At 69.4% G+C, this 26,702-nt stretch carries 16 protein-coding genes and 1 pseudogene; 9 read left to right on the forward strand and 8 right to left on the reverse strand.

The genetic code is table 11. The features are described 5' to 3' along the window. Positions 1-78: 78 nt before the first annotated feature. Together eccB and eccD are read right to left on the reverse strand one after the other, a co-directional pair. Positions 79-1,542, reverse strand: coding sequence for a type VII secretion protein EccB (eccB, locus tag ABZ826_RS30745; protein ID WP_361455461.1), 1,464 nt, complete (start codon positions 1,540-1,542; stop codon positions 79-81). Between the two features lie 54 nt (positions 1,543-1,596). Continuing rightward, on the reverse strand, positions 1,597-2,982 hold the full coding sequence (eccD, locus tag ABZ826_RS30750; protein WP_361455464.1) for a type VII secretion integral membrane protein EccD: 1,386 nt from the start codon (positions 2,980-2,982) through the stop codon (positions 1,597-1,599). A gap of 212 nt (positions 2,983-3,194) precedes the next feature. On the opposite strand from eccD, the gene eccCa reads away from it, so the two are divergent. After that, entirely contained in the window at positions 3,195-7,166 is a 3,972-nt protein-coding gene (gene eccCa / locus ABZ826_RS30755) for a type VII secretion protein EccCa (RefSeq protein WP_361455467.1), read from the forward strand. A gap of 324 nt (positions 7,167-7,490) precedes the next feature. On the opposite strand, the gene ABZ826_RS30760 is transcribed toward eccCa, so the two are convergent. Continuing rightward, positions 7,491-8,747, reverse strand: coding sequence for a S8 family serine peptidase (locus ABZ826_RS30760; RefSeq protein ID WP_361455470.1), 1,257 nt, complete (start codon positions 8,745-8,747; stop codon positions 7,491-7,493). A gap of 310 nt (positions 8,748-9,057) precedes the next feature. Here ABZ826_RS30760 and ABZ826_RS30765 point away from each other — a divergent pair. Further along, positions 9,058-9,405: pseudogene (locus ABZ826_RS30765) on the forward strand (zinc-binding dehydrogenase); the annotation flags it as partial. A 248-nt stretch (positions 9,406-9,653) separates the two neighbouring features. On the opposite strand, the gene ABZ826_RS30770 reads toward ABZ826_RS30765, so the two are convergent. The 3 genes from ABZ826_RS30770 to ABZ826_RS30780 form a co-directional block, all read right to left on the reverse strand. Beyond that, positions 9,654-12,950 carry a right-handed parallel beta-helix repeat-containing protein gene (locus tag ABZ826_RS30770; protein WP_361455473.1) on the reverse strand — a complete coding sequence of 1,099 codons (3,297 nt, stop codon included), beginning with the start codon at positions 12,948-12,950 and terminating at the stop codon, positions 9,654-9,656. A 333-nt stretch (positions 12,951-13,283) separates the two neighbouring features. After that, complete coding sequence (locus ABZ826_RS30775; RefSeq protein ID WP_361455476.1) at positions 13,284-15,056, reverse strand: ATP-binding protein; 1,773 nt, start codon at positions 15,054-15,056, stop codon at positions 13,284-13,286. Then, positions 15,011-15,712, reverse strand: a complete 702-nt coding sequence (locus ABZ826_RS30780; protein WP_361455479.1) for a response regulator transcription factor — start codon at positions 15,710-15,712, stop codon at positions 15,011-15,013. The genes ABZ826_RS30775 and ABZ826_RS30780 overlap by 46 nt, the downstream gene beginning before the upstream one ends. Positions 15,713-16,913: 1,201 nt before the next feature. Here ABZ826_RS30780 and ABZ826_RS30785 point away from each other — a divergent pair. The 5 genes from ABZ826_RS30785 (at position 16,914) to ABZ826_RS30805 (ending at position 22,272) form a co-directional block, all read left to right on the forward strand. Then, complete coding sequence (locus ABZ826_RS30785) at positions 16,914-17,915, forward strand: AMP-binding protein (RefSeq protein ID WP_361455482.1); 1,002 nt, start codon at positions 16,914-16,916, stop codon at positions 17,913-17,915. Positions 17,916-17,958: 43 nt separating this feature from the next. Further along, positions 17,959-18,168, forward strand: a complete 210-nt coding sequence (locus ABZ826_RS30790; RefSeq protein ID WP_361455485.1) for a hypothetical protein — start codon at positions 17,959-17,961, stop codon at positions 18,166-18,168. Beyond that, positions 18,162-18,503 (forward strand): hypothetical protein, encoded by a 342-nt coding sequence (locus ABZ826_RS30795; RefSeq protein WP_361455488.1) that lies wholly within the window; start codon positions 18,162-18,164, stop codon positions 18,501-18,503. Before ABZ826_RS30790 ends, ABZ826_RS30795 begins: the two co-directional genes overlap by 7 nt. Continuing rightward, positions 18,500-19,426 (forward strand): LuxR C-terminal-related transcriptional regulator, encoded by a 927-nt coding sequence (locus ABZ826_RS30800; RefSeq protein ID WP_361455491.1) that lies wholly within the window; start codon positions 18,500-18,502, stop codon positions 19,424-19,426. The genes ABZ826_RS30795 and ABZ826_RS30800 overlap by 4 nt, the downstream gene beginning before the upstream one ends. Positions 19,427-19,527: 101 nt before the next feature. Next, positions 19,528-22,272, forward strand: a complete 2,745-nt coding sequence (locus ABZ826_RS30805) for an AAA family ATPase (protein WP_361455494.1) — start codon at positions 19,528-19,530, stop codon at positions 22,270-22,272. Positions 22,273-23,440: 1,168 nt separating this feature from the next. Here ABZ826_RS30805 and ABZ826_RS30810 read toward each other — a convergent pair. Together ABZ826_RS30810 and ABZ826_RS30815 are read right to left on the reverse strand one after the other, a co-directional pair. Then, a complete protein-coding gene (locus ABZ826_RS30810) occupies positions 23,441-24,469 on the reverse strand; it encodes a hypothetical protein (protein WP_361455497.1) in 1,029 nt (342 codons plus the stop codon). After that, positions 24,466-25,644 carry a ParA family protein gene (locus tag ABZ826_RS30815; protein ID WP_361455500.1) on the reverse strand — a complete coding sequence of 393 codons (1,179 nt, stop codon included), beginning with the start codon at positions 25,642-25,644 and terminating at the stop codon, positions 24,466-24,468. The genes ABZ826_RS30810 and ABZ826_RS30815 overlap by 4 nt, the downstream gene beginning before the upstream one ends. 281 nt (positions 25,645-25,925) lie before the next feature. On the opposite strand from ABZ826_RS30815, the gene ABZ826_RS30820 reads away from it, so the two are divergent. Together ABZ826_RS30820 and ABZ826_RS30825 are read left to right on the forward strand one after the other, a co-directional pair. Continuing rightward, a complete protein-coding gene (locus tag ABZ826_RS30820; RefSeq protein ID WP_361455527.1) occupies positions 25,926-26,036 on the forward strand; it encodes a helix-turn-helix domain-containing protein in 111 nt (36 codons plus the stop codon). 246 nt (positions 26,037-26,282) lie between these two features. Continuing rightward, positions 26,283-26,654, forward strand: a complete 372-nt coding sequence (locus ABZ826_RS30825) for a transposase (protein WP_361455503.1) — start codon at positions 26,283-26,285, stop codon at positions 26,652-26,654. Positions 26,655-26,702: the final 48 nt, after the last annotated feature.

The raw sequence follows: 26,702 nt of genomic DNA on the forward strand, positions 1-26,702 counted from the left end.
CTCGATCAGTTGCACTGTATTGAAGCCCGTGCGGCCTGTAGTCATACCAAAGGCTGATGTTCTCACTCACCTCGCCCGTCAGGAATTCGAGCCCGAACCGGGACAGCCGGTGGACGACTTGGCGGCCTGGACCACTCCGCCGCGCGCGAGACTGGCCGGGTCCAGGCTCGGCCCCGTCGGCAGGAGCTGGAGCCACTGCGCGGGAACCGCCACGGACTGCGCCTTCTCGTACCCCAACTGCTTGACCGCGTCGGGGAACAGCGGATGGACCACGCCCGCGTCGGTGACCAGGTACTGCGAGGAGCCCGAACCCGACGAGGACAGCGCCCGCACCAGTACCCCGCTGCCGGGCCGCACCCAGATCCGGTCCGACTGCAGACAGCTGGCCTGGACGCCGGGCTGGTTGTCGGGGGCGCCCGCCGGGACCTCCGCCGAGTCCACCACGGTGACGCTGGTGGAGGGAGTGCTGCCGTGCGGGGTGACCTTCGCGCAGACTTCCTGGTCCTCACGGGGCGCGACCAGTTGTGGCGGCGTGCTCGGCAGCCCCTCCGCCAGGGCGAACTCCACCTGCTTGGACGCCTGGTGGGCGGCGAGCTCGGCGGGGCCGATGGACCGCACCTTAACGATTCCGCCGCCGTACGCCTTGTCCTGCGTCCGCGGATCGCCGCGCAGCAGGTCGAAGAGCATGGGCGTCAGCGGTACGAGGCCGTCCTCGCGCAGCAGGTAGTGCTGGCCGGCCGGACCCTCGAACAGCTGGCCATAGGCCGTCTCGCCGCTGGCCAACTCCGGACCGGGCTCGCCTCGCCCCGCTACGTCCGGGGAGGTGACGTCGGTGCCGGCCGTCAGGGTGTTGAGGAAGGCATCGCTGACGGGCATGGGTGAGGAGCCCGCCCAGCCGAGCGCGGAGTGGGCGCCGTTCGCGGTGTCCAGGCGGTGCCGCATCCCCTTCCACAGCAGCTGTACGCCACCGGAGGGCGCGGAGACCAGGATGCCGTCCCCGTCGCTCAGCTCCCGCCCGACCTCGGGCCGGCCGACGGAGACGCTGAGCACTTCACGCTTGCCGCCGTGACCGTCAGAGGCGCGTCCGCCGCACGCCAGCCAGGCACCGGAGTCCAGCGACGCCGCGCCGGGCACCGAGTCGGGCGCGCCGACGATGCCGATCGGCGCGCCGTGCGGCGTGGATCCGAGCGAGGCGGCGGTGACGGTCTCCACCCGCATCTGGCTGCCTGCGATCAGCTTGGCCGACGCCTCGTTGAGCACGGGGTGCAGGACGCCGTTCGCGTACAGGTAGCGGCTGGTGGAGTCGCGGACCAGCACGAGCGTTCCCGGGGTGCGCCAAGCGGTGGCGCCGCCCGGTGAGATCATCCCGTACACGGCGGTGCCGATGGCGATGAGCACTGCAATGAGGGCGCCGCCGATCAGGCCTCGCCGGGTCCTGGCCAGCGGTGCGTCGGGGGTGTCGGGGTCGGCCCGCAGCATCCCCGACGACAGCCGGCTCATCACGAACAGTTGGGCCTGGACCTGGTCCCGCCTGGACTGCATGGAACTCCCCTTCCTCGGCCGAGGCTACGGCCAGTTGCGGCTGCGCGGTGCGCGTCAGCCCTTGATGGCACGCAACTGCTGGTAGACACCGGCGACGAGGATCGCCAGGGGCATGAGGACGATCGCGGTGGCGGTGTGCACGAGGTCACCGATCCGCGCCCAGTACGGCACCAGGCGGCGTCCAGGCACGGTCCAGGCGGCGATTGCCGCGACGGCCGCCGCCGTCATCAGCGCGGCGACCAGGCCCAGCCGGGCCGACAGCGGCAGGCCCGCGGCGGTCACGCACGCCAGCAGCGTGAGCCCGTACGCGCCGGGCAGCACCATGGCGAGCCGGTGCCAGAGGCTGCCGAGGTTCCGAGCGTGCAGCAGCAGGAGGATGCTGAGCACGGCCGCGCACACGGCCGGCGGCCAACCGTCCGTCTCCGGCGCGGCGACCAGCGCGGTGATGCAGCCGACGCTCACCAGGCCAAGCGCGGTGAACAGGCCGGTCATGTACGAGTCGGCGAGCACGGCGCGGGTCCTGACCTGGTCTGCGGGGTGCGGGGCGATGCCTTCCTGGAGCTGATCGGAGTTGGCAGGCAGCACGGGCAGCCGCAGCCCGGCGAGCCGGAACCCGAGGCCCGGGACGAATCCGCCGCACACCAGGGCGCAGATGACGACGACGCCCGCGACATGGCCGAGCGGCGGTCCGGCCACCGCGACGGCCCCGCCCGCGGCGACGAAGAGCGCCACTGTCAGGGCCCCGAGGAACAGCGGAGCCCAGGCCGCGACGGCTCCCAGGGCCAGCACGGCGGCGCCCGCCCCGGCGGCGCCCGCGGCCAGGAGCCGCGCCCCGAGCAGCACATCACCGCTGCCCGCCGACGGGACCAGGGCGCCGGCCAGCGCCATGCAGGGTACGGAAACGATGCCGAGCACCGCGCCGCCCGCGGCGTCGCCGACCGCCCGGGAGGCGGCGGCAGAGCAGGCGATGAGCAGCAGGGCCAAACCGGCGGCAACCACGGCCCGCAGCACAGCCGGACCGGGCAGGGCGAGGACGACGAGCCCCGCGGTCAGCGCGGTCGCGGTGAAGCCGAGCAGCAGTCGGCGGGTGAGCTGGGGGCGCCAGGAGTCCGGCCGGTCGCGCAGCACTTCCCCGATGCCGCTGACCACGTCGTCGAACGCGACCTCGGGCAAGGCGTCCTGACAGGTTCTCAGATGCAGTGTCTCGCCGTCACGCAGCTCCAGCGAGCGCGGGGTGCCTTCCTCGTCGAGGGGCGGCTCGCCGAGCCGCTGCACGGTCCAGCCGCCTTGTTCCAGTCCCCGTTCGTGCAGGTCGCCACCTGCGTAGTCGACGAGGACGGGCAGTAGGTCGGCGACCGGCACGTCGACGGGTACGCCGATTTCGAAGCTGCGGTCGGGGCATCGGACGGTTAGTCGGCACAGGCCGACGGTGTCACTCACGACGGCTCGCTCTCTTCGATCCGAAATAGGTCCGGGTCGACGGGAATTGAGGGGAACACTATCCTGCTTGCTTATCAGTAATCTTGGCTGCAGATCGTACCCCCGTCAGCTAAAGGTGTCCCACCGGCAGCTTGCTCATGGAGCAGCAAACCCCCATTCATGGCTCGCTTTTGCAAAGAATCGGCCGACCGCCCGGTGAAGGAAGATCCGTCTTGAGTACAGTCACATTCCGCCGTCCACCACGCCGCCCGGGGCCACAGATGCCCGACGGCGAGCTGAGCCTGCAGGAGCCGCCGGCCCTGCCGGAGCCGCAGGGTGCGCTGTCCGGCGTGATCACGTATCTCCCCATGGCCCTCAGCTCGATGGGCATGATGCTGGTCTTTCTCAGACCGGGAGGCGGCGGCGGGGCTCTCCAGTACGTCGCGATCGGCCTGATGGCCGTCTCCGCGGTCGGCATGCTGGTGTCCCAGTTCATGCGTAGCGCCCAGGACCGCAAGCAAAAGCTGCGCGGTGAACGCAGGGACTACCTACGGTACTTGAGCACCAGTCGGAACCGGATCCGCAAGGTGGTCACCCAGCAGCGGCAGGCACAGGCGTGGCAGCACCCCGATCCGGCGGCGCTGTGGTCGCTGGCCCGCACCAGCCGACTTTGGGAGCGCCGACTGACTGATGAGGACTTCTCGGAGGTTCGGATCGCCCGCGGCCCCCAGCAGCTCGCCCTGAAGCTGACCCCGCTGTCCACCAAGCCGGTGGAGGACCTCGAACCGTTGTGCGCCCATGCGCTGCGGCGGTTCATCCGCGCCTGGGGAACGGTGCCTGACCAGCCGGTCGCCGTGCGCCTGCGTTCGTACGGCCGCATTCTGCTGCGCGGCGACCAGGCCGCGGCCAGGGCGGCTGTACGGGCGCTGCTGGCGCAGCTGGCGGTGCTGCACGCGCCGGGCGACCTGGACATCGTCCTTGTCACCGACGATGACGCGCGCGCGGAGTGGGAGTGGACGAAATGGCTGCCGCACGCCCAGCACCCGGTGGAGACCGACGGGGCGGGCGCGGTGCGCCTGGTGACCGACACGGTCTCGGACCTGGAGCAGCTGCTCGGCGCGGAGTTCGCGCAGCGGCCCACGTTCGCCCCCGACGGCGAACCGAGCCGCAGCGAGCCGTACACCGTCATCGTGCTGGACACCGCGAACGTACCGGCCGGGGCGCGGCTGGCGAGCGGCGGTTACCGCAACGCGGTCGTGCTCGACGTACGCGGCGTCCTGGAGTGGAAGGTCTCCCGTACGGTGCTGCGGCTGCGTGTGGACCCCGACGAGCTGCGGATGGTGGGGGCCGACCGCAACGGCAAGGAAACGGAGACCGTGGTCGGGTGCCCGGAGCGGCTGGGCACGGCCGCGGCGCGGGTACTGGCCGCCACGCTGGCGCCCTACCGCCCCGGCACCAGTATCCAGTCGGAACAGCCGCTGCAGACGGACATGGAGCTGACCGGGCTGCTGGGCATCCTCGATCTGCGGACCGCGGCCGTGGACCGGCTCCAGACGCGGGCCGAGGGTGAGCGACTGCGGGTGCCGATCGGCCTGTCGGCGGACGGCTCGCCGGTGGAGCTGGACATCAAGGAGTCTGCGCAGGGCGGTATGGGCCCGCACGGCATGCTCATCGGGGCGACCGGCTCGGGCAAGTCCGAGCTGCTGCGCACCCTGGTCCTGGGGCTGGCCCTCACCCACTCCTCCGAGACGCTGAACTTCATCCTGGTGGACTTCAAGGGCGGTGCGACGTTCCTCGGTCTCGACCGGCTGCCGCACACTTCCGCGGTGATCACCAACCTCGCGGACGAGACGGCGCTGGTGGCGCGTATGCAGGACGCGCTCCACGGCGAGCTGGTCCGCCGCCAGGAGCTGCTGCGGCGGGCGGGCAACTACGCCTCGGCGCTGGAGTATGAGCGGGCCCGCGAGGCGGGCGCGGACCTGGCGCCGCTGCCGACGCTGTTCATCGTGGTCGACGAGTTCAGCGAACTGCTCAGCGCACACCGCGACTTCATGGAGCTGTTCGTGATGATCGGGCGGCTCGGGCGCAGCCTCGGTGTGCACCTGCTGCTCGCCTCGCAGCGGCTGGACGAGGGTCGGATGCACCAGCTGGAGTCCCACCTGTCGTACCGCATCGGTCTGCGGACGTTCTCCGCCATGGAGAGCCGCGGTGTGCTCGGTGTGCCGGACGCCTACAACCTGCCCTCGCAGCCGGGCAGCGGTCTGCTGAAGAACGATGTCGGCACGCTCACCCGCTTCAAGGCCGCCTACGTCTCGGGCCCCTACCGGCAGGTCCGGCGCAGCACGCCGCAAGCGGTCGTGGCGGGTCAAGTGGTGCCGTTCAGCACGGCGTGGGTGCCGCCGCGGCAGCTGCCGCAGGCGGATCCCGAACCGGTCGCGGTGCCGGACGACGAGGACGCGCCGAGCCTGCTGAGCGTGGCGGTGGACCGGCTGCGCGAGTCGGGTGCGGCGGCGGCCCATCAGGTGTGGCTGCCGCCGCTGGACGACGCGCCGGTCCTGGACGCGCTGCTGCCGCCACTGGCGTCGGTCCCCGGGCGTGGGTTGTCCCCTGCGGACCCGCGCCAGGCGGGCACGCTCATCGTGCCCGTCGGTATCGTCGACCGGCCCTTCGACCAGCGGCGCGATCCGCTGCTGGCGGACCTGTCCGGGGCGGGCGGCCATGTCGGCATCGCGGGCGGGCCGCAAAGCGGCAAGAGCAATCTCGTACGGACCCTGATCGGCGCGCTCGCACTCACCCATACGCCGCAAGAAGTGCAGTTCTACTGCCTGGACTTCGGTGGCGGTTCGCTCTCCGTGCTCTCCGGACTGCCTCACGTCGGCGGGGTCACGGGGCGGCTGGATCCCGAGCGGGTGGTGCGTACGGTCGCGGAGGTGACGGGGATCATCGCGCAGCGCGAGCGGCGGTTCGCGGAGCTGGGCATCGAGTCGATGGCGGACTTCCGGCGTCGGCGTTCGGCCGGTGAGCTCGCCGATGAGCGCTGGGGCGATGTGTTCCTTGTCGTGGACGGCTGGAGCACGGTGCGCCAGGACTTCATGGACCTGGTGCCGACCTTCAACCTGATCTCCTCGCGCGGTCTGAGCTTCGGTGTGCATCTGATCGTCGCGTCGACACGGTGGAGCGAGATCAGCAGCGGCCTGCGCGACCAGTTGGGCACCCGCTTCGAGCTGCGGCTGGGCGACGCCGTCGACTCCATGATCAACATGCGTGCGGCCGAGACCGTACCGAAGGCGCCGGGGCGCGGCCTGACCGAGGATCGGCTGCACTTCCTCACCGGGCTGCCGTGCCTGGACGGCGATCCGCAGGTCTCGTCACTCAGTGAGGGCGTTGCGGCTCTGGTGAACGCCGTAGCGCAGAGCTGGGACGGACCGAAGGCGCCGCCGGTACGAATGCTGCCGCTGGAGCTGGATGCGGCGACGCTGCCGCCTGCCGAGGGCGATCTGCGCGTTCCGCTGGGCCTGGAGGACCAGCGGCTGGAGCCGATGTGGCACGACTTCGAGGCCAGCCCGCACCTGATCGTGGTGGGCGACGCCGAGACGGGCAAGACCAACCTGCTGTCTCTGATCTGCCGGGCCATCGTCAACCGGTACACCCCGGACCAGGGGCGCGTGATGCTGGTGGACTTCCGGCGTACGCTTGCCGCCGCCGTACCGCAGGAGAACCGCCTGGGGTACGCGGTGGCCACCGACAAGCTGCGGCAGATGATCGACGGGGTGGCTCGCGCGATGCGCGACCGGGTGCCGGGGCCGGACATCTCGCCGGAGCGGCTGAGCAAGCGCGACTGGTGGACGGGGCCGCAGCTGTTCCTGGTCGTGGACGACTTCGAGATGGTCGGCGGGGGCCCCCTGTCGGGTGCCAGCCCGTTCACGCCGCTGCTGGAGTTCCTGGCCCAGGGCAACGAGCTGGGACTGCACGTGGTCGTAGCGCGCAGCGCCAACGGCGCCTCGCGCGGCATGAGCGACCCGCTGCTGCGGCAGTTGCTGGAGGTCAACACGCCCGCGTTGATGCTGTCCTGCCCGCCGTCGGAGGGCATGTTCCTGCCTGGCGTGAAGCCGCGGGTCATGCCGACGGGACGCGGCCTGTACGTCACCCGCCGGGGCAGTACGCAGGTGCAGACCGGCTTCACGGCGACGCCGCCGACTCCGTAACGGTACGGGCCCTCGGAACGTAGTGCCGCCCCGGTCGCGATCCCGCGACCGGGGCGGTCTTCGTGGAGCAAGTCCGGGTGGGTCCGTTACCCGTGGAATCCGGTGACCCAACCGTTCGCAGTTGCACATCAAGAGACGTCGAATTCTCAATATCGATACAGGTTCGAAAAATCCGGATAACAAAAGGAAGGGGCGTCCACCACCCCCACTTGGAGGGTTTCGGCACCCCTTCTGAATCCCCGTACGGGATTTTTTTTTCCGGAAAATGGGACGGCGGGTACTGCAGGCGAAAGCGGATAAGGGCGGAGGCACCGGGATGCGCGCTCAGGAGGTGGCGGGGCCGCTGCTCGCAGGAACGCCACCGTCCGTGGACACCTCGCCGAGCACGCCGGGACGCCAGCTGCGGCGGCGCCCGCGCGGCACCACGACGGCGACCAGGGCCACCAGCAAGATGACCCCCGCGGCGCCGCCCACGACCGCCCATGCGCGGTGCTCGGCGGAGTCCGGTGCGGGGGCGGCCAGCCGGAACGGCTGCTGCGCCCCTGCGCCGTCGCCGTGGCTGCTGTTGGGCAGCGCGGCGGTGACCGCCGCGGCCGGGTCGACCACGCCCCACCCCACCAGCGGGCTCGGCCCGGCCACCGCGGCATGATAGGCCGTACGCTCCAGCCTGGCGACGACCTGCGATACCGTCAGGTCGGGTCGGTAGGAGCGGGTCAGCGCCGCCGTACCGGCCACCAGCGCCGATGCGAACTCCGCACCACTGCCGGTGAAATAGCCGGATCCGCCCGGTCCGATGCTCATCACACTCTCCCCCGGCGCCGCAAGATCCGGCGCGGTGCCCGGTGCCTGCGCGCTGACGACCGAGCCGTCAGGCGGTGCGAGCGAGGCGACTGCCAGCACGCCGGGCAGCGCCGCGGGGTAGGCGGCGGGCGTCTTGGTCTCGGTGTCCTGCTGCTCGGCGTATGCCGGGGCGACGATGAGCACGTCCTGCTGCTGGGCGGTCTGCACGGCCGCCCTCAGCGCCGCGCTGTCTTTCGGCAGCGCGATCGGTACGTTCACCACCCGCGCACCGCCCTTCACGGCGGCCTCGATCCCTGCGGCGACGTGCTCGGGCGTGGTGCTGCCGTCGTGCGCGGTGACGCGTACGGCCAGGATGCGGGTCTCCGGGGCGACCCCGGCGAAGCGCGCATCGTCGGATTTCCCCGCGGCGATCAGCCCCGCGACGAACGTGCCGTGACCGACGCAGTCCGTACCAGCCGATCCGCCGGAGACCACATCCGGCCCCTCGGTGACCCGTCCGGCGAGCGCGGGCGAGCCCTTTGCGTCCACGCCGGTGTCCACCACGGCGACCGTGACCCCCGAGCCTTCGGTGAGGTCCCAGGCCCCCGACGGGTTGAGGACCACCTGCTGCCACGGCGGCGCGGCGGGCCGCTTGGTCGAGGGTTTGGTGCACTTGGCGCCCTGGAGGACGGTGGGGATCTGCGGGAGGGTGGTCCCCTCATCGGTCCCCGCCGCGGCGGCGCCGGGTACCCCGCCGGCCGTCCCGGCCAGCACCAGCCCCGCGACCACGGCCGCTCGCACGCGGTGCCGGCCCCGGGCGGATCGCGTGACCTCCGCTCGTGGCGCCGCGGCCTCCACTGCCGTCTCCGGTGCACCCGCTGTGCCGGTCGCCCTGCCCTCCGTCGGCCGCGCCGTACTACGAACTCCGTCCCGCCCCATCATCTCTCCCGCCCGTCCCGATGATCTCGCGCGCTCGCTCCGGCGGAACGAGGCGTCCTCCCATACATACAAGTTTGCTCGGCGCGCACCACCTACAGATGGGGGGTTTGGCGCGGGTGGTGTGGCCAGTGGCGAGGGGTGGCATCCCCCAAGATGAAGATCACGCCGCCGGGTGCTGGAGAGGTCCTGGTGCACCTCGTCGGATCGGAGGCATGCCACACCGACCTCGGAGTATGGCCACGATCGCCGCTGTGGACCCGCTGCCCGACCAACTGGCGTTCTCCGCGGAGCCGGGGCCACCCATGTCATCGACCCGTCCGGGACCGACTCGGTCGCAGCGGTCCTCGACATCGCCGGCGCCGGTGCCCAGTACTCCGTCGACTGCATCGGCCTGCCCGTGACCGCCCGTCAGGCCCTGGAGTGCCTGCAGTCTTTCGGCGTGTACGCCAGCGTGGGCTTCCAGGACCCGGACAACGAGATCACGATCGACCAGGGGCATCTGCCGTTCGGCCGGTCGCTGGTGGGCGTGATGGAGGAGAACACGATGCCCGGCAAGTTCATCCCGTGGCCGGCCGATCTCCACCAGGAGGGGAGGTTCCCGCTGAGCCGGCTGATCAGCACCTTCCCGTTCAGGCGGATCAACGAGGCCATCACGGCAGCGCACGGCAGAGACGGTGGTCAAAGCGGTTCTCACCTTCGACGAGTGAGAAGTACGCAACAGCAGGACGGGCCGCCCGGAGCGCCGCATGCGCACCGGGCAGCCCGCTGTCACAGCCGATCGGTGGCCAGGTCCTCCGGCAGCAGCCGACGCAGGTCCGTCACCCCGGCCTCGGGCATCCGGCTCAGCCGCCCCGCCTGCCGGGTCACCATCGACTCCATGACCTTCCGGGCGAAGCGCGCATTGCCGAAGTCGGCGCCGCGCGGCGTGGTTGCGAAGAGATGCCGCAGCCCGTCCACCGTCTCTGGTACGCACTCGTACCCGTCCCTGGTGCACTGACCCAGCACGATGGAGACCAGCTCGTCGGCTGTGTAGTCGTCGAAGTGCACAGTACGTGAGAAGCGCGAGGCCAGGCCCGGGTTGGAGGCCAGGAACCGATCCATCTCACCGGAGTAGCCCGCCACCACCACCGCGACATCCTCGCGGTGGTCCTCCATCAGCTTGACGAGGGTGTCCACCGCCTCCTGTCCGAAGTCGTTGGCCGAGCCTCCGGCCGGAGTGAGGGTGTACGCCTCGTCGATGAACAGCACGCCGCCGCGCGCCCGCGCGAACATGTCCCTGGTCAGCTGCGCGGTGTGCCCGACATAGCGGCCCACCAGATCGGCCCTGGCGACCTCGACGAGCTGTCCGCGCGGCAGTACACCGAGCGCGCCGAGCAGCTCCCCGTACAGGCGCGCGACGGTGGTCTTGCCCGTGCCGGGCGGCCCGGCGAAGACCAGGTGGTGGCCCACCGACGTGGCGGGCAGCCCGGCCGCCTGCCGGCGCCGGGCCGTCCCCAGCAGGTTGACCATGGCCTCCACCTCGGACTTGACGGCGGCCAGACCGATCATGCCGTTCAGCCTCTCCATGAGGGCGTCCAGCGCTCCGTTGTCCTGCTGGACGGCGGCGGCGCCGACCGCAGCGGCGGCCTGGTCGCCGACGTCCAGCGGCATGAACGTCGTCAGGTCCGTCTGCGACATCTCGACCATCGAGGCGAGCCGGAACGCCTGCCGGTCGACCATCTCCTCGAAGACCTTGCGGGCCGCGCGGGCGTTGCCGAACGCCTCATTGCGGTGCATCCGCTCGAAGTGCGCGGCAAGCGCCTTCTCGGTGTCCTCTTGGAAGGTGTAGCGGTTCGCGTCGCACTGCCGCCGGACGATGGTGACCAGCTCCGAGACGCTGTAGTTCTCGAACTCGATGGTGCGGCTGAAGCGGGAGGCGAGGCCGGGGTTGGACGCCAGGAAGCTGCTCATCTGGGCGGTGTAGCCCGCTGCGACGACCACGATGTCGTCGCGGTGGTCCTCCATGAGCTTGACGAGAGTGTCCACCGCCTCCTGACCGAAGTCCGGTCCCCCGCCGCCCTCTTGGGCGGTGAGGGTGTACGCCTCGTCGATGAACAGCACCCCGCCCAACGCCTTCTCGAAGACCTCGGTGGTCTGGATGGCCGTACCGCCGACGATCTTGGCGACCAGATCGGCGCGGGAAACCTCCACGAGGTGGCCCGAGCGCAGCACGCCGAGGGTCGCGAGGATGCTGCCGTACAGGCGGGCGACGGTGGTCTTGCCGGTGCCGGGCGGCCCGGCGAAGATCACATGCCGCGCGTTGGTCGGCACCGGCAGCCCGGCCTCGCGGCGCCGCTTGGAGAGCCGGTTGAGATTGACGAGCGTGTTGACCTGCTCCTTGACCGCTTGCAGCCCGACGAGAGCGTTCAGCTGCGCGAGGGACCCTTGGGGGTCGTCCGCGGCGTCCCCGCCACCGGAGCCCTTTCCGTCCCGCCATACGTCAGGATCCTGGTTGCCCGAGCTGGTCAGATCCTCGACGGAGGTCTCGCCGTCGGGCGCGGTCTGCCGTACTCCGGCGCCCTGGTTGTCCGTGGTGGTGCAGCCGATCACCTGGATGGGCCGGCTGCCCTCCAACCGCAGGCCGTCCCCAGCGTTGCCGGTCAGCTCACAGCCGTTCAGCGCACCCTGTGCCTGACGCCCTATCAGGACTCCGTTGGCGCGCCCGCCGCGCACCCGGGTGCGTACGGCGGTGAGCTCCGCGTCCTCCGTCAGCGCGACACCGTCGCCGCCACTGCCAACCACCTCACAGTCGAGCAGCGTGACGGCGCCGCGCCGCCCGACGAGCACTCCGGCCCGCGCCGCGTCCCGCACGGTGGTGCCCTGGAGGGTGGGGTGCGATCCCTCGGTGATGTCCACGCCCGCCTGCCCGGCCCCGATGACCTGACAGTCCTCGAACTGGCCCCGGCCGCCGTCGCGTACGACCACGGCATGCCCGGCGGCCTCTGTGACGCTCACATGGCGCAGCACCGGGTCGGCGCCTTCGGCCACCACGATCCCGGGGCCACCGGCGCCCACGACCTCGACGCGGTTCAGGCGGGCGGACCCGCTGCCGCTGATCGCGATGCCCTGGCCCGCCGGGCTGCGAACCGTGAGCCGGTTCAGCGTGGGCGCCGCAGCCTCCTCGATGACCACGCCGGAGGTACGGGACCGGTCGACCGTGCAGTCGGTGAAGGTACCGCGGGCATGCCCGGCCACGACGATGCCGTGGCTGCCGGAGCGCTCCACGACCATCCGCTGCAGGACGGGGTCGCTGTCACCGGCGAGCGTGATGCCGTGGCCGGAGGTCTCGCGCGCGGTGCAGTCCGCCAGTTCCACCCGGGAGGTGGTATTGATGTGGAAGCCAATAAAGGAGTCGCGGACCTGGCAGCGCAGAATTTTGGTGGCGGTGTCCTGTTCCAGGGCGACAGCGGGTTTGCCGGTGCCGGAGATCACGCAGTCCTCGACGGTGCCGCGGGAACGGCCGTTGCTGAGGACTCCGTTGCCGCGGGCGTCGCGCACGGTGCAGCCGCGCACTACTAGAGCAGCGTCTTCACCGATCACCACCGCGGACGTACCGAGCCGTTCGAACACGCAGTTCTCAACGACACTGGGGGAGCTCGAAACGTCGACGACGCCCGCGCCCGCGCGGTTGGTCACCCGGCAGTCGCGCATCGCCAAGGAGCCCTCCTCGCGGGAGAGCAGCGCCGTCCAGGCGGAGCCGATGATCTCGCAGTCGTCCATGGCGGCCTGGCCGCGGGGCACGTCCACGACGGGGACCTCATCGTCCTCGCTGCGCAGCCGCAGGCCCGAGAGCTTGACGGCCTCGGCCAGCACCTGGACGGCGCTGCCCGTGCGCGGGGCTATGTCCACGACGGAACCCGGTTCGTGGGCGACGACGGTGACCGTCTTGGTCACCACGAGGTTCTCCTCGTAGCGGCCGGGCCGCACACTGATCATGGCGCCGCTGCGGGCCGACTGGATTGCTTCTCCGATGGTGCGGTGGCCGTCGACCCCGTCCGGGTCCACGATCATCAGCTGGCGCGCCAACGCCGTTCCCCCTTCATGTCGATCGGATCGGCGCCCGTGCGTCGGGCGCCAGCGTCGGGAAACCGGTGAGGAAGTGCGACCCGTCCCGTCGGGTCGGCACGGTGATGAGGGGAGCGTGGCCCGGTCGACCGCGTCGGGGCCTGTGCGCCGACCGGCCGCGCGGGCATGGAACGCACGCTACAGACCGACGGCAGACGGGCGGATGACGCCATCCGCTGCCGTAGGTGACGGATGGCAGCCGTCGCGGGCAGTGTACGTCGAAACCGTTCGCGTGGACGCAAGTTGATCGTTTCCCTAACCTTCCGCGGCGGTCGCACCGGCCCGCCCGCCGCCTCATTCACGCCGCTCCGCGAGATCTTCCGCCTGTCGCACGGGCTCGTCGTGAGAGGCAGGTACGACGGCAGGGAGGGTGACGCAGGCGACGGTGCCGCCGTCGAGCGACCCGCTCTCGATCACGAGTCGGCCGCCCATGCCTTCCACCAGCCCCTTGGTCACATGCAGCCCCAGGCCTGAGCCGGCAATCTTCGTGCGCTCTGCGCCCAGCCGGTCGAACGGCACGAACAGCCGGTGCTGAAGGTGCTTGGGTATGCCGGGTCCGTCGTCAGCCACCACGATGCGCACCTGTCGTGCCGAGGGCTGCTCCGCCCGCAGCACCACGCGTCCGCCCGCACGGTTGTATTTGATCGCGTTGGTGGCCAGGTTAAGCACGACCTGTCGGATGCGCCGTTCGTCGCAGTTGGCGGCGGGGCTGCCGTCGGGCAGTTCGATCTCCACCGTGACGTCCGCGTCCCGTGCGGTCGTCGACACCAGACCGTGCACATCGGTCAGCAGCGGTCCGATCGACACCGGCCGCGGGCGCAGGTGCAGTGCCTTGGCCTCGATCGCCGCGACGTCGCTGAGGTCCTCGACGAGGGCGACAATGTGCTTGGCGGCACCGGCCATCCGGTCCAGCGCCTCAACGCTGCGCTCGGGCGAGAGGGTGCCCGACCGAAGCATCTCCCCGAAGCCGACCACCGCGTGCAGCGGGGTTCGGATCTCGTGCGCGAGGGCCGTCAGGAACTGTGACTTTGCCTGGCTGGCCTTTTCGGCGGTCCACCGACTGGCGACCGCAGCGGCCCGCGCCTGGCGATCTTGCTCAGCGGCCTTCCGGTCGGTCTCGTCGACCACGTTGACGTACCACAACACGATGGCGCCGCTTGAGTCATGCACGGCGGAATAGGTGGTGGACGTGATGAGCGGGGCGCTGCCTGCCATGTTGAAGCGCAGCTCGACATGGCAGGCGTCGCCGCGCGCCACGCCCAGCTGGGGCAGCGTCGCGCGGTCGTCGCGGTGGACCAGTTCGCCGAAGGACCGGCCGACCAGCTGGTATGCCGGTACGCGCAGCATCCGGCACAGGGCGGGGTTGACGCGGCGCAGTCGGCCATCGAGGTCGAGCAGGGCCATGCCCGCGGCGTTGTCGTCGAAGACCCGGCAGAAGCGCTCCTCGCTCTGGACGAGGCTGCCAAAGATTCTGGAGTGGTCAAGGGCGATAGCGCACAGGTGCGTGAACCGCTCGACCAGCCGCCGTTCTCGCTCGGTGGGGACGTGCGGGGCCTGGTGATAGACCGCGATCGTCCCCAGAACCATGCCCTCCTTGTCGACGATGGGTGTGGACCAGCACGCCTGGACACCTGCCATCTGGGCCACGGGCCGGAAGTCGTTCCACAGGTCGCTGCGGTCGATGTCGGAGACGACGACCGGTGCGGCATGGTAGGCCGCAGTGCCGCACGAGCCGGCACAGGGGCCGATGTCCATGCCGTCGATGGCTTCGACGTAGGCGGCGGGGAGGCTCGGGGCTGCGCCGTGGTGCAACCGATTCGTGCGTTCGTCCAGGAGCAGCACCGAGCACCTGGCTTCCGGAAGCAGTTCCTCCAGCGTGCTCGTCACCGCGTTCAGCGCCTTGGAGAGCTCGGCACGCATCTCGGCCTGCCGTGCTAGCAGGCGTCGGCCGTCGTCGGGCGGGGTCATCGTCTCGGGAAGTCGGCATGTCCGGGCAGAAGGGATGTGTGGGGGCAGCCATATCACGGCTCGAACTTGTATCCGACACCTCGCACGGTGCGCAACCATCGCGGTTTGTATGGGTCTTGCTCGAGCTTGCGGCGCAGCCGGTGGACGTGCTGCGTGACGGTGGCCGGCTCTTGCCAGTCGCTGGAGGAGTGCCAGACGTGTTCCAGGAGCTGCGCGCGGGTGAAGACGCGGCGCGGCGCGTCGGAGAGGAAGGCAAGTAGGTCGAACTCGCGGGCCGCGAGGTCCACGAACCGGCCGCGTGCCGTGACGGTCCTGGTCACCCTGTCGACCACCAGCTCCCGCATCTCGCGCTCCGGCGGCCGTCCCGGGGCCTGCGGCACCTGCTCCGCATCACCCTCCGAGCCGTCCTGCCGCCCGCTGCGGCGCAGCACCGACCTTACCCGCGCGGCGAGTTCGGCCGGAGAGAAAGGTTTCATCACGTAGTCGTCGGCGCCCAGGTCCAGGCCAATGATACGGTCGGTTTCACCGGTACGGCCGGAGACCACGATCACCGGGAGGTTCCCCGACCGCCGGATGTGCGTGAGCACGTCGAGGCCCGCCAAGAGTGGCAGAGTCAGGTCCAGCAGCACCAGATCGGGCCGGTCCCGCTCGACGGCCGAGAGGGCGGCCTGCCCGTCGGACACCGCCGTGACCCTGAACCCCTCCGCCTCCAACTGCCAGCCCGCGAGCGTGCGCACGTCTTCGTCGTCGTCCACCACAAGGACATGAGAAGCAGCCGTTGTCGGCATCAGTCCCTCTCCGTTTCTGCGCTCAACGCGCCTGCGCGAGAGCCCACAGCGACTTGATGTACATGTCTCGTCGCTGGAGGATCTACTGGCGGGCGCAGCCGGTAACTTCACACATCGGCATGGAGATCGATAACCGGCTCACGACGGCATCGAAATCTCACGATGCGGACTCCGGATCAAGGTCCGACTCTACTTCGAACCCCGTCAATTCGGGCGTTCGATTTTCACTCTTTCGAGTGACGTGCGCGGGCCAGGCACAGCCTGGTGAGGGGCCAAAAGGGGACGGCCGGGCGTGCGCCCGGTACCGCCCGGCCTGAGGTGAACGGCTTCGGCAGGACCGACTGTCACAGCAACTCCGTACGCATGAAGATTCCCCGAATATGACGTGTGTGAGAAGGGCCCGGGCCCGGCCGTGCCGCTGACACTCGCAACTCTCCAGCCCACCGCTCACGTCCTGCTGACGTTCCGCTGACGTTTTGCTGATGCCCATGAGCCCTAAACCAGTCCGTGAACGAGCAAACAGGCACTGAGCTTGACTCTGTCCAGAAAGCCCTGGAAAGCGGTCGGCAGCCGTGGAGGGGTTGCTTCGCCGGTCGCCGGCAGACCACTGAGACGCTCGATGTCCACCACGATGGCCGTAAAGACGTGTTTGCAGGTGGGCCTTGGGTAGCGGCATCGGCGCGGTCTCTCACCCACATCGCCGTCGTACCGCCCGGATTGCTCGCCCGCGCGATCCGCACAGTCAGAGACGGAACCTGCTCACCGGAACGGGGACAAAGGGACAACGGACACCTCAACAACTGCATCGGACTTTGGAAACAGCCCTGAGCATGCCCCCTGATCACACTGCCGCACCGGAAAATCCCCCAAGATCCCCGACAGAATCAAGCTGAAGATTTCTCATCCAGGCCTGGGCGAGGGATGGCAGGGTTCTCGTCCTGGCCGACCGGGCGTAGCGCGGAGCCGACGCGACCGGAGTGTGAATGCCCTCCTGCGGGCTCTCGGCGAACGTGCCTTCGCACACCCGAAGCAGTGGCAGATCTTCAGCAGAGCCCGGTGCAGCACGAGTCATTGAGAAACACTCACTTTGGCATCCGCCGAGTCCTCGTTAAGCAACTCTTGATGATCCGTTACGAGAGGTGTGAGGAGCGAGGTCGATGGTTCCACTGTGAAATCGAGAGCTGCTGCCACCGTTGGCGCCGCGCTGGCCGACGGCGCCGCGCTCCAGGGCGACAAAGCCTTCCTCGTGATGACGGCCGCGTCAGGCGAGCTACGAAGCATCGGCTGGGCGGAGATGGACGCACGAGCCACCCGCACGGCCCGTCTGCTGCGCTCGCTGGGGCTGCGGGTCGGCGACCGCTTCAACGTGCACACCACCAACTGCCCGGAGTTCTTCGACCTGTGGTTCGGCGCCGCCCGGCTCGGCGCGGTACTCGTCCCCACCGACCCCCGGTGCACCTCCGACGAACTGGCCTACGTGCTTGGGCGCTCCCGTTGCCATCTCACAGTCACCCGGCCCGAGTTGCAGGAAGTCGTCGCCCGTGCGCAGGTCCAAGCCCCCGACTGCGGGCATCTGCTCGTGATCGGGGACAGCGGTGACGAAACCTTCACCGCGGCGCGCGATGCGCAGGCCGACGCCCCGTGGGACCCGCTGCAGAACCCCGAACCCCGGCCAGAAGACGTACTGGGCGCGCTGTGCATCGCGGAACCGGGGCAACAGCCGGAGAACGTGCTCGTCACGCATGCCACGTACCTCGACGTCGGTCGCACCGCAGCCGCGCATCTGCGCATGGGCCCGAACGACCGGCAGTTCATCGCACTGCCGCTGTCGGACCACGACACGCAGTGCCATGCATCGATGTCGGCACTGGTCAGCGGCGGGTCCATCGCGCTGGTCCCGCGCTTTTCGGTCGCGCGCTGGTCCGCCCAGGCCGGTGCGATGGGAGCGACCTTAGCGTGCTTGGTCGCGGAACCAGTCCGCCAACTGTGCACGCGGGGTGTGCGCCCGGCCGACAGTGCGCACACCCTGCGGGCGGTGACCGTCACCCAGCCCGGCGCCGAGGAGTATGTCGCGCGCTTCGAGGAGCGGTTCAGCGTGCCTGTCGTCAGGGGCCATGAGCGACCCGCCCGTCGACACCGGAGCACGACCCGCACGACCCTCACGTCCTGACCCCCCACCTCCCGCCCCCGCCCGCACTTCACCGGAGAACCCGATGGCCACGCGATTTCAGCCAACCACCGACACCACATCCGAGCCCACCGCCGGCACCAAGTTGGCATTCCCTTTCCGCCCGCCGTTCCGCCGGACGGAGCCCCTGGCGGCGCAGCAGATCCTCGAAGCGGTCCGGCAGCAGTGCCATCACGGCAACGCCGCCCTGGTCCACGCTTCGGTCTTCGCGGCGCACGATCGGGCACCGTGGTGATCGACTGCGGAATCGGCGCCGCCCGGCTGTGGGTGACCCTGGCCGACGAGCTGGCATTGGACGACGAGGAGGCCGCGACTCGCCTGGCCTTGCGCGTGAACACCGGGGACGACGTATGGGCCCATGGGGTCCGTGTCTGCCCGGACCTCAACACCGCGCTGTACGCGCTCAGCAGCAACCGGGCCGATGCCGCAACGGCGTTGGGTCCGCAGACACTGATCGCCCAGACACTCCCGGTCGGCGGCCGTGCTCCGGTCGGGCTGGCCGGTGTCGCACTCGGCATCGCCGCCCCGCAGCCGATCGCTGCTGAGCCGGACAGAGGTGTACGGGTATGAGCGTCATCGAAGGCGGCCAGGCAACCCTTCCCGACCAGAACCCGGTGGTCACCGACCACACCACCGTCTTACACCAGCAGACAGCGCCGCGTACGCTGCCCGCACCGGCGGCGACCGCAACGCAGCCCAGCTCCCTGCGCGTGCGCGGCGCCGCCAGCCTGCAGGTAGGCCTGAAGGACGGCCGCAGGGCTGTCAGTACCGTCTTCACGTTCTCCGGGCTCGCCGACCGGGGCGAGCATCTGGCGCTGTCCTTTGGCGATGCCGCGCAGCCCAGCAACGACCGCGCTCCCTTGGTGGGAGTGCATATGCAGTGCCTGAACGGCGAGGCGCTGGGCTCGCTTCACTGCGACTGCGGCGACCGACTCCAGGACCTGATGCAGGACGTGTGCGATGCGGACGGTCTGCTGCTGTATCTGCGGCACACAGGCCGGGGCACCGGATGCTACGGCGAATTGGACGTCTGCCCGCGGCGCGCCGGGAACCCGGTCACCTATGCCGACGGTCGGCCGCCAGGTCGATCGGAGGCGGACGCGGACTGCACGCTCGCCGCGGAGATGCTGGCCACACTCGGGCTGCCGCGGATCCGGCTGAGGACTGACGACCCGCGCTTGGTCCGTGGTCTGGTGCGGCTGGGGATCACCGTCGGCCAGACAGTGCGGCCGGGCGCACCGACACCCCGGCGGAAGCTCAACTGTTCGCAGGAGCAGGGGGATTCGGCATCCCTCGACACGCTCGTGACGCCGCGCGAGTACGACGTGCTGCGGCGGGTGGCGCTCGGCCAGAGCAACCCGGAGATCGCCGCTGCGCTGTTCATCTCCCGTAACACGGTCAAAGGCTATCTGCAGAACGCCCTACAGAAGCTCAACGCGCGCAACCGGGTAGAAGCCATCGCCAAAGCACGCGAACTCGGCATCCCGCTGTGAGCCAGGAGCATCCTGCCGGAGTCGTCCGGACACCACACACAGGCACCCGATCTTGGCCTGTACTCGGCCGACGGCACCACCGAGATTTCCCGGGGACACACATGACGGAAGACTTCGGTACCCAGATTCGTACAAGTGAGAGCGTACCGGCCGGCCCGCAGCCGCTGTACGAACAGGAAGAACACCTGGCGGGGCTGCACCGGGTCCTCGACGAATGCCTCACCGGGACAACCCGTTTCGCGGTCGTCTCGGGCCCGGCCGGGTGCGGAAAGACCAGGTTGCTGCGGACGTTCGCCGACCAGGTCGTTGCCTCCGGCGCCGTCTACCTGGGCGCCACGGCGTCCCGGGCCGAGCACCTGGTGCCCTTCGGCGTGCTCTCCCAGCTCTTCCGCGACGCCAAGAGCGCCTTCCCGTCCGCAGGACCCGGCATTCCACCCCTGACGGACGGCGGCACCCTGGTCGGCGAGGATGTACAGGCCGAAGCCTCCCCGCTGTCGGCCGGTGTCGTCAACGGCGTCTGCCTGCCGCTGGTCGACCTCGTCGAACACAGCCGTCGGCCGGTGGTGATGGGGATCGACGACTTCCAGCACGCCGACGCCGTGTCTTTGCAGTGTCTGGCCGCTGTGGTGCGTCGGCTGGCCCGTACGCCGCTGCTGATCGTGCTCAGTGAGTCCTCCGACCGCTCCTCGGCCGATACCGTCCTACAGGCCGGACTCCCGCTGGACGCGTACGCCCTCCGGATCCGTCTGCGGCCACTGTCGCAGGACGGCGTGGTCACCCTGCTCGCCCGGCACCTTGGTCCGCACCCCGCGCGGCGCCTTGCAGCGGAGGCGTACGCGATCACTGGCGGGAATCCGCTAATCCTGCGAGGCTTGATCGCCGACCAGCGCAGGACTGAAGCGGCGTCCCCCAGCCTCATCGTGGACCACGGCTTCAACGAGGCACTGCTCGCCTGCCTTTACCGCTGCGGCGCCCAAGCCCTCGCGCTGGCCAGGTACACAGCGCTGATGGACGACTCGGCGACCCCTCGCCTCCTCGGCCAGCTGACCGGCATCGAAACCGAGTCCGTCATCCGCACAATCAGCGCCCTGAATTCGGCTGGCATCCTGGCCGCTGGCACGTTCCGCCATCCGCAGGCCCGCGCGGCGGTCGTCGATGGCATGGCGGCCGAGAAACATACGGAGCTGCGCGCGCTGATCGCCGACTCCCTCTACCAGGCCGGAGCGCCGCCGACCGCCGTCGCCCGGCAGCTGCTCGCCGCCGGCCGCGTGAGCGCCGACTGGGCCGTACCGGTCCTGGCCGAGGCAGCCACGCAGGCGCTGCACGACGGCGAACCGGACCTGGCGCGCGACTGCCTGCTGCTGGCCGGGGAGGCCGACACCGACGACGAGGCGCTCAAGGCTGCCCTGATGGCCACGCTGTTCCAGACGGAATGGCGGATGGATCCGTCTGCGGCCGTCCGTCGGCTGCCCCCACTTGCCGACACGGCGCGATCGGGGCTCCTGACTGGTGCGCACAACTCGATCCCGGTCCATTCACCGCTGTGGTTCGGCGATGTCGGCTCGGCCGTCAGCTCCCTGACGGACATCTCCGCGTCGCCGCAGGCCCAGGCCCGGGTCCCGGAGACACTTGCTCTCATCCACTGCTCGCGTCTGTGGATGAGGGTCACCTACCCCGCGGTGCCCGCCGGGGCCGAGTCGCCCGCCGATACGATCGGCCAGGTGCCGGAGGGGACACCGGACGCGCTGGCCTCGCAGCTGCGCGGGGCGGTGCTGCTGAACGACGTCTTCACCCGCGGCCCCGACGCGGCGGCGGCCGACGAGGCCGAACGGCTGCTGCGCAGGTATCGCCTGGGTGAGCGAACCGCCGCCGCGCTGGTGGCGTCCGTCATAGTCCTGATCTTCGCGGACCGGCTCACGGAAGCCGAGCGGTCATGTCAGCGTCTGATCGCCGAGGCGACGGACCTCTCAGCCCCGACCTGGCGCGCGCTGTTCACCTCGTTGCTGAGCGAAGTCGCGCTGCAGCGAGGAGAGTTCGCCGATGCGACCGAGCACGCGCGGACGGCCCTGACGATGTTGTCGCGCAAGGGCTGGGGAGTGGCGATCGGCGCCCCTCTGAGCGTGCTCCTGAACGCCCACACCGCGCTGAGTGAGTACGACGCCGCTCTGGACACGCTGGAGATCCCCGTACCCGACGCGATGTTCCAGACCCCGGTCGGCCTCTTCTACATGCTCGCCCGCGGGAGCTACCACCTCGCCACCGACCAGCTCTCCGCCGCACTGGACGCTTTCCTCACCGTCGGCACACTGACGCGGAAGTGGCAGATGGACGTCCCCGCACTGCTGCCGTGGCGCGGCGGAGCGGCGGAGGTGTACCTGCGGCTGGGACGCGCCCAGCAGGCCCGAGATCTGGCGCATGAGCAGCTGGACCGGTGCGGGCCACGACACGGCCAGGCGCGGAGGGCCGCGCTGGAGGTGCTCGCCGCGGCGCGCAACACACCCAGCACCGCGTACGGGGAGACGGCGAACCGGCGGGCGCAGATGCTGCCGCTGGGCGGAGCGGGCCTGCGTGACCGGAAGGGCGGAGAGGCCGGGTCGCTGCCGATCCTCAGCAGTGCCGAAAGCCGGGTGGCGGCGCTCGCCGCGCGCGGGCAGAGCAACCGCCAGATCGCCCGTCGGCTCTGCATCACCATCAGTACGGTCGAACAGCATCTGACCCGGGTGTACCGCAAACTCAATGTGAAGCGACGCACGGACCTCCCCCCCGATCTCTGCCTCATCGGCTCTCCGCCCACAGGCGGGCCGTCGGACGTCGAACCGTTGGCGTACCGGCACCGGATCGCCTGACCTCACGTGCACGCGGCTGTGTACCGTCGGAGTCGGGTTCCCGACTGCTCCAGTCGAGGTGCCTGCGCGCCCGCGCGCAAGGTCACGAATCCCTCTGGCCCCGGCGTTCCTCGCCCGGCTCGCAGACGAAGCCATGGCGGTGGCCGGGGTGCTGCTGGCGATGTACCGCACCGGCAGGGCGTGCAGATACTGAACCCGTGGCTGGCGTCGCGTGGGCCGACCGCACCATTGACGGCAGCCTGGCCGGACGGGTGCGGCAGCCGCGGCTCTTCTACGCGGAGGCGCAGGGTGCTTCGGCTTCGGCCTCTGAGGGGTGAACACCACCACGTTGAAAGGTGGTTCTTGAGGTTCCACTCCCCCAACCACAACCCGCCCATCCGGTCCTGGATCAGCTCACACATCTGGTCCTTGACCTACCACCACATCCACGCGGCCCAGCCCAGGCCAGGAGCACCAGTCCCAACAGGGCGATCCCCCACCGCGGCAAGCTGCACGATGGGCATGGCTCGCCGTCCGGCGGAGCCCCGCTGACGAACCACCCGAAGGCCACAGCTCCCTGCTCCAGGCTATCTTTGAGCTGATTATCGGACTTAATCTGCGCCGCGCACCCCGGGCCTACCCCCATTTGCCGCTTTGGTGGCCCCGCAATGGGGCGCCAGGCCTCTGGAGTTGACATGGCTTTCTCCCTTGTCGATCGCATGTCTTGGGGGGCACCGCCTCCGGAGGCATCGGCAGATCGCTGATTAGGGGCCTGGCCACCGGCCTTTCCGTAGGCCGGGAGGCTCTTCGCGATGTGGCCGGGTACCCGGGGTACCCGCGGCCCGCTGCTGGGTACCCGGGGTACCCGCTGCCTCTCCACTCCCCCGCGTCACGCTGCTGCCGGGTACCCGGGGTACCCGCCGCCGTCGAGATCTGGTGCTGGGTACCCGGGGTACCCGCTGCCGTCGAGATCTGGTGCTGGGTACCCGGGGTACCCACCGCCTCTCCACTCCCCCGCGCCACGCTGCTGCCGGGTACCCGGGGTACCCGCCGCCGTCGGCCGCGGCCCGGTGCCGGGTACCCGGGGTACCCGGCACCCAACGCATAAGATGTGCCCCGCCAGGGCCGGTATGACAGAGGCCCGACGCTCCACTCAAGCGTCGGGCCTCTATCCTCTTCGCCTTGATTCTCAGCCTGTGACAGTCTCGGCCATGTCGATCCCGAACTCGGCGCACAGCTCGCGCGCTACCTTCATGAACTCTATGGCTGCTTCCCTCGCCTTCGCCTCGTCAGTCGCCCGCAGCGAGACAATCGCTTGCTTTGCCTGAATCACCCGGTCGCTCTCGGCTTCGTTGGCCGCAGCAGCAGAAGGCTGCGCCACGACTTTAGCCTTCTGCTCAACGGGCTCAGCAAAGCCGAGGAAAGCCGCCGCCTCCTGGAGGTTCTTCTGCGTGATCTTCTTGCGAGATGCCTCCGACCACACCTGTCTCACCGCATCGGCGCCGAAGGACTCATAGACCGGGCACAGCGGGCGGAGGTGTTTCTCGACGAGCTCCATCGAAGTCACGGACTCGAGGGCCATTACCACTGGCACGGCGCGAATGATCTTGTTCGCGTAGTTCTTTCCGAACCCGAAGCGTGCCTTCATCAGCGCATCGAAGTCTGGGAGGCCAACGGTCTTCCAGAGCGACTCCTCCTTGATGGCGAGGAAGTTCTGCCCTTGAACGATGATCTTCTGCTGTTTGACGCGCTGCTCGTTCGCGCGGGCCGCCATCTCCGCTTGGGCAATGCCTCTCGCGTAGTGGGCCAGGCGCTCTTTCGGGTCCTCGCTCTCCGGGCGCGTGAAGGGATGGATCTCAACATAGCCATTCCGGTCACGATTGGCCGGCAGGTGTACCAGGCCGTCGCCGTCGTCACCAGTCAACAGCAGTTCCGTCGGCCCCTCGTCGGCCTCCGTGCCAAGGGCGGAGGCCGACGTGGCACCTGTTGGTGCCGCGGTCTCCACAGCCTCCGTAGCTACACTCGGCGCTCGAACCCCCGCCGATGCCTCTGTACTTGCGCCACCTTCCTCGATTGCTGCTCCCTCCTGAGCAGCCTTCTGGGTGGCCTCCCACTCCGCACGAATCTCTTCGCGTGTACGCACTGGCGGAACGGCGCCGCCCTCGGGCTGGCCTGCCGTACTGCCCTTCGGCAGGGATTTGGGACGGTACTTGCTCATGCCGCCAGCTCCTTGGCGAGTTTTCTCATGGTCTCAGCTTGCGGGCAGTCAGGCGCGAACTGGAACAGCGGGATCTCATAGTCCGACGACTCACGCCCCTCGATGCTGTCCCTGAGTTCCGCCAGCACGATGGGGGAGTCGAGGGTGTTCCACTCGTCGTAGAACCCGCGGGTCACAGTGCCCTTACGTGCGTCGTACGCGTTGATGATGAAGCCGAGTTGGTCGACTTCGATCATCATGTTCTTGCACGTCGTCTCGATCTGTCCCTTGAGCAGGTTGTACGCACGGAAGGACGACCTGTCGGACCAGACCGGGATCAGGATCCCTGAGTGATCCGTGAGCTCTCCGGAACGACGGTGGACGTAGTCGATGGCGAGCTCCATGCCCAGCCCCAGGTTCGGAGGGCCGTCGAGCACCACCACGTCGTAGTCGGCCTCGACCGGCTCAAGGGCACGTCGGAGGCAGGTGTCGCGCCCGGCCGGCATCGTCGCGAGTGCGGCGTCCATGAGGAAGGCGTCCTCAAATGCCGGCAGTATGTGCAGGCGCCCGTCGAACATCGGACCCGGGGTGATCTCGCGCCCCTCCATCGGGACTTCCTCGAGCGCGATGATCGAACGACGCAAGTGCTGGGTCGCCTTCCCAATCATGTGCTGAAGAAGGCTGTCGCCGCCCGTAGGCAGCTCGGCAACCTGCAGGCGCGCAGACAGATGTCCCTGCGGGTCGTAGTCGACGAGCAGCACCTTGAGGCCGAGTTCGGCGAGGGCTTGGGCAAGCGCAGCTGCAATGAACGTCTTGCCCACGCCTCCTTTCTGGTTGCCCACGAGGATTCGCTTGACGGGCTGGCGAACCACCCGCTCGACGGGGGAGCGGTGGCGGAGAAGCCAGAGGGTGATGGCCTGGGCGATGCCCTGAACCTTGGTCACCTTTCGGGCCTCACACTCGTGCTCGAATCGCTCGACACCGCCGGCGGGGACGTACGAGGCCCAGGACTTGGCGCCCTTCACCTCAACCTTCTCGGCGCTAGGCGTCTCGTACCAAAGGTGTAGCGCTCGGACGATCGCGTCGGACACGTTCAGGCCGTGCTCGGCAGCCCGAATCTTGAGGTCGCGCCGCATCTCTGGCATGACGTTCGCGATGAGCTTTTCAGTGCCTGAATCGCTGTTGGAGATGGTCATAGTGGGCAACTTATCAGTCACCGATATGTCAGTGAGGAAGGGTGTGGCGTGTGCGCAAGATGATCACGTTTCTGCCGAGACAGTTGCTCCGGACGGGCAACTGGCGGCGGGACGACTGAGGTTCTCGCTTTGTCGTCGAGTGGTGACTGTTGGTGATCCCTGCGCTATGCCGGTGCGATGCGGTATACGGAGGGTGAGGGCCTGACTGCTGAGCGGCGGCGTTTCGTGAACAGGTGCAGCTGGGAGCCGGCGGGCGGTTCGCGGCGGGTGAGAAGACCGCTGTGATCGCGAAGGAGTTGCGGGTGAGCGACCGTTCGGTGGAACGCTGGCGTCGAGCTTGGCGGGAGGGGGGCCGGAGGCCCTGCGTTCCGCTGGGCCGACGAAGGTGCTGAGGATCTCGGATGCCAAATTTGCGGTGCTGGAGGAGGAACTGGGCAAGGTCCCGGCCGCCCATGGCTTCGAAGGTCAGCGGTGGGCTTCGGGCCGGGTTCAGGCGGTGATCGCCCGCCGTTTCCGGGTGAGTGTGTTGGTGGCGGCTTGTGGCGGCTGCTGGAGAAACATGGCTGGTCACGATAGGCGTCGGCTCGCAGGGCTATGGAACGGGACGAACATGCGGTGGAGTTGTGGCCGAAGGAGGTGTGGCTGCGGGTAAAAACACCGCGGCGGCGCTCGACGCCTGGATCGTCTTCGAGGACGATGCCGGGTTTGCGATAACGCCGTCCCGTGCACGCATCTGGGGCCGCCGTGGCCACACTCTTGTCGTCAGGGTCCGCGGCAGATCCCGCCGCCGGATCTCCGTTGCTGCCTTGTGCTGCTACAAGCCGGGCGAGAAGAGCGGCCTGATCTACCGGCCCCGATTCCACCTGCCATTCAAAGGCGCCCGCAAAAGTTTTGCCTGCACCGACTGCCGCGACCTGCTGATCCGCGCGCACATCCAACTCCAGCACCACCTCATCGACGAATGCCTGACCGGGACCGGACTGATACTCACAACACCGACCCCAACCTGAAAACCTCAGCAACTGCACGCATTGGAGGGTGCGCACCCTTGATGTGGC

It is taken from the genome of Streptomyces sp. NPDC047515, from assembly GCF_040643055.1.
Lineage (GTDB): Bacteria > Actinomycetota > Actinomycetes > Streptomycetales > Streptomycetaceae > Streptomyces.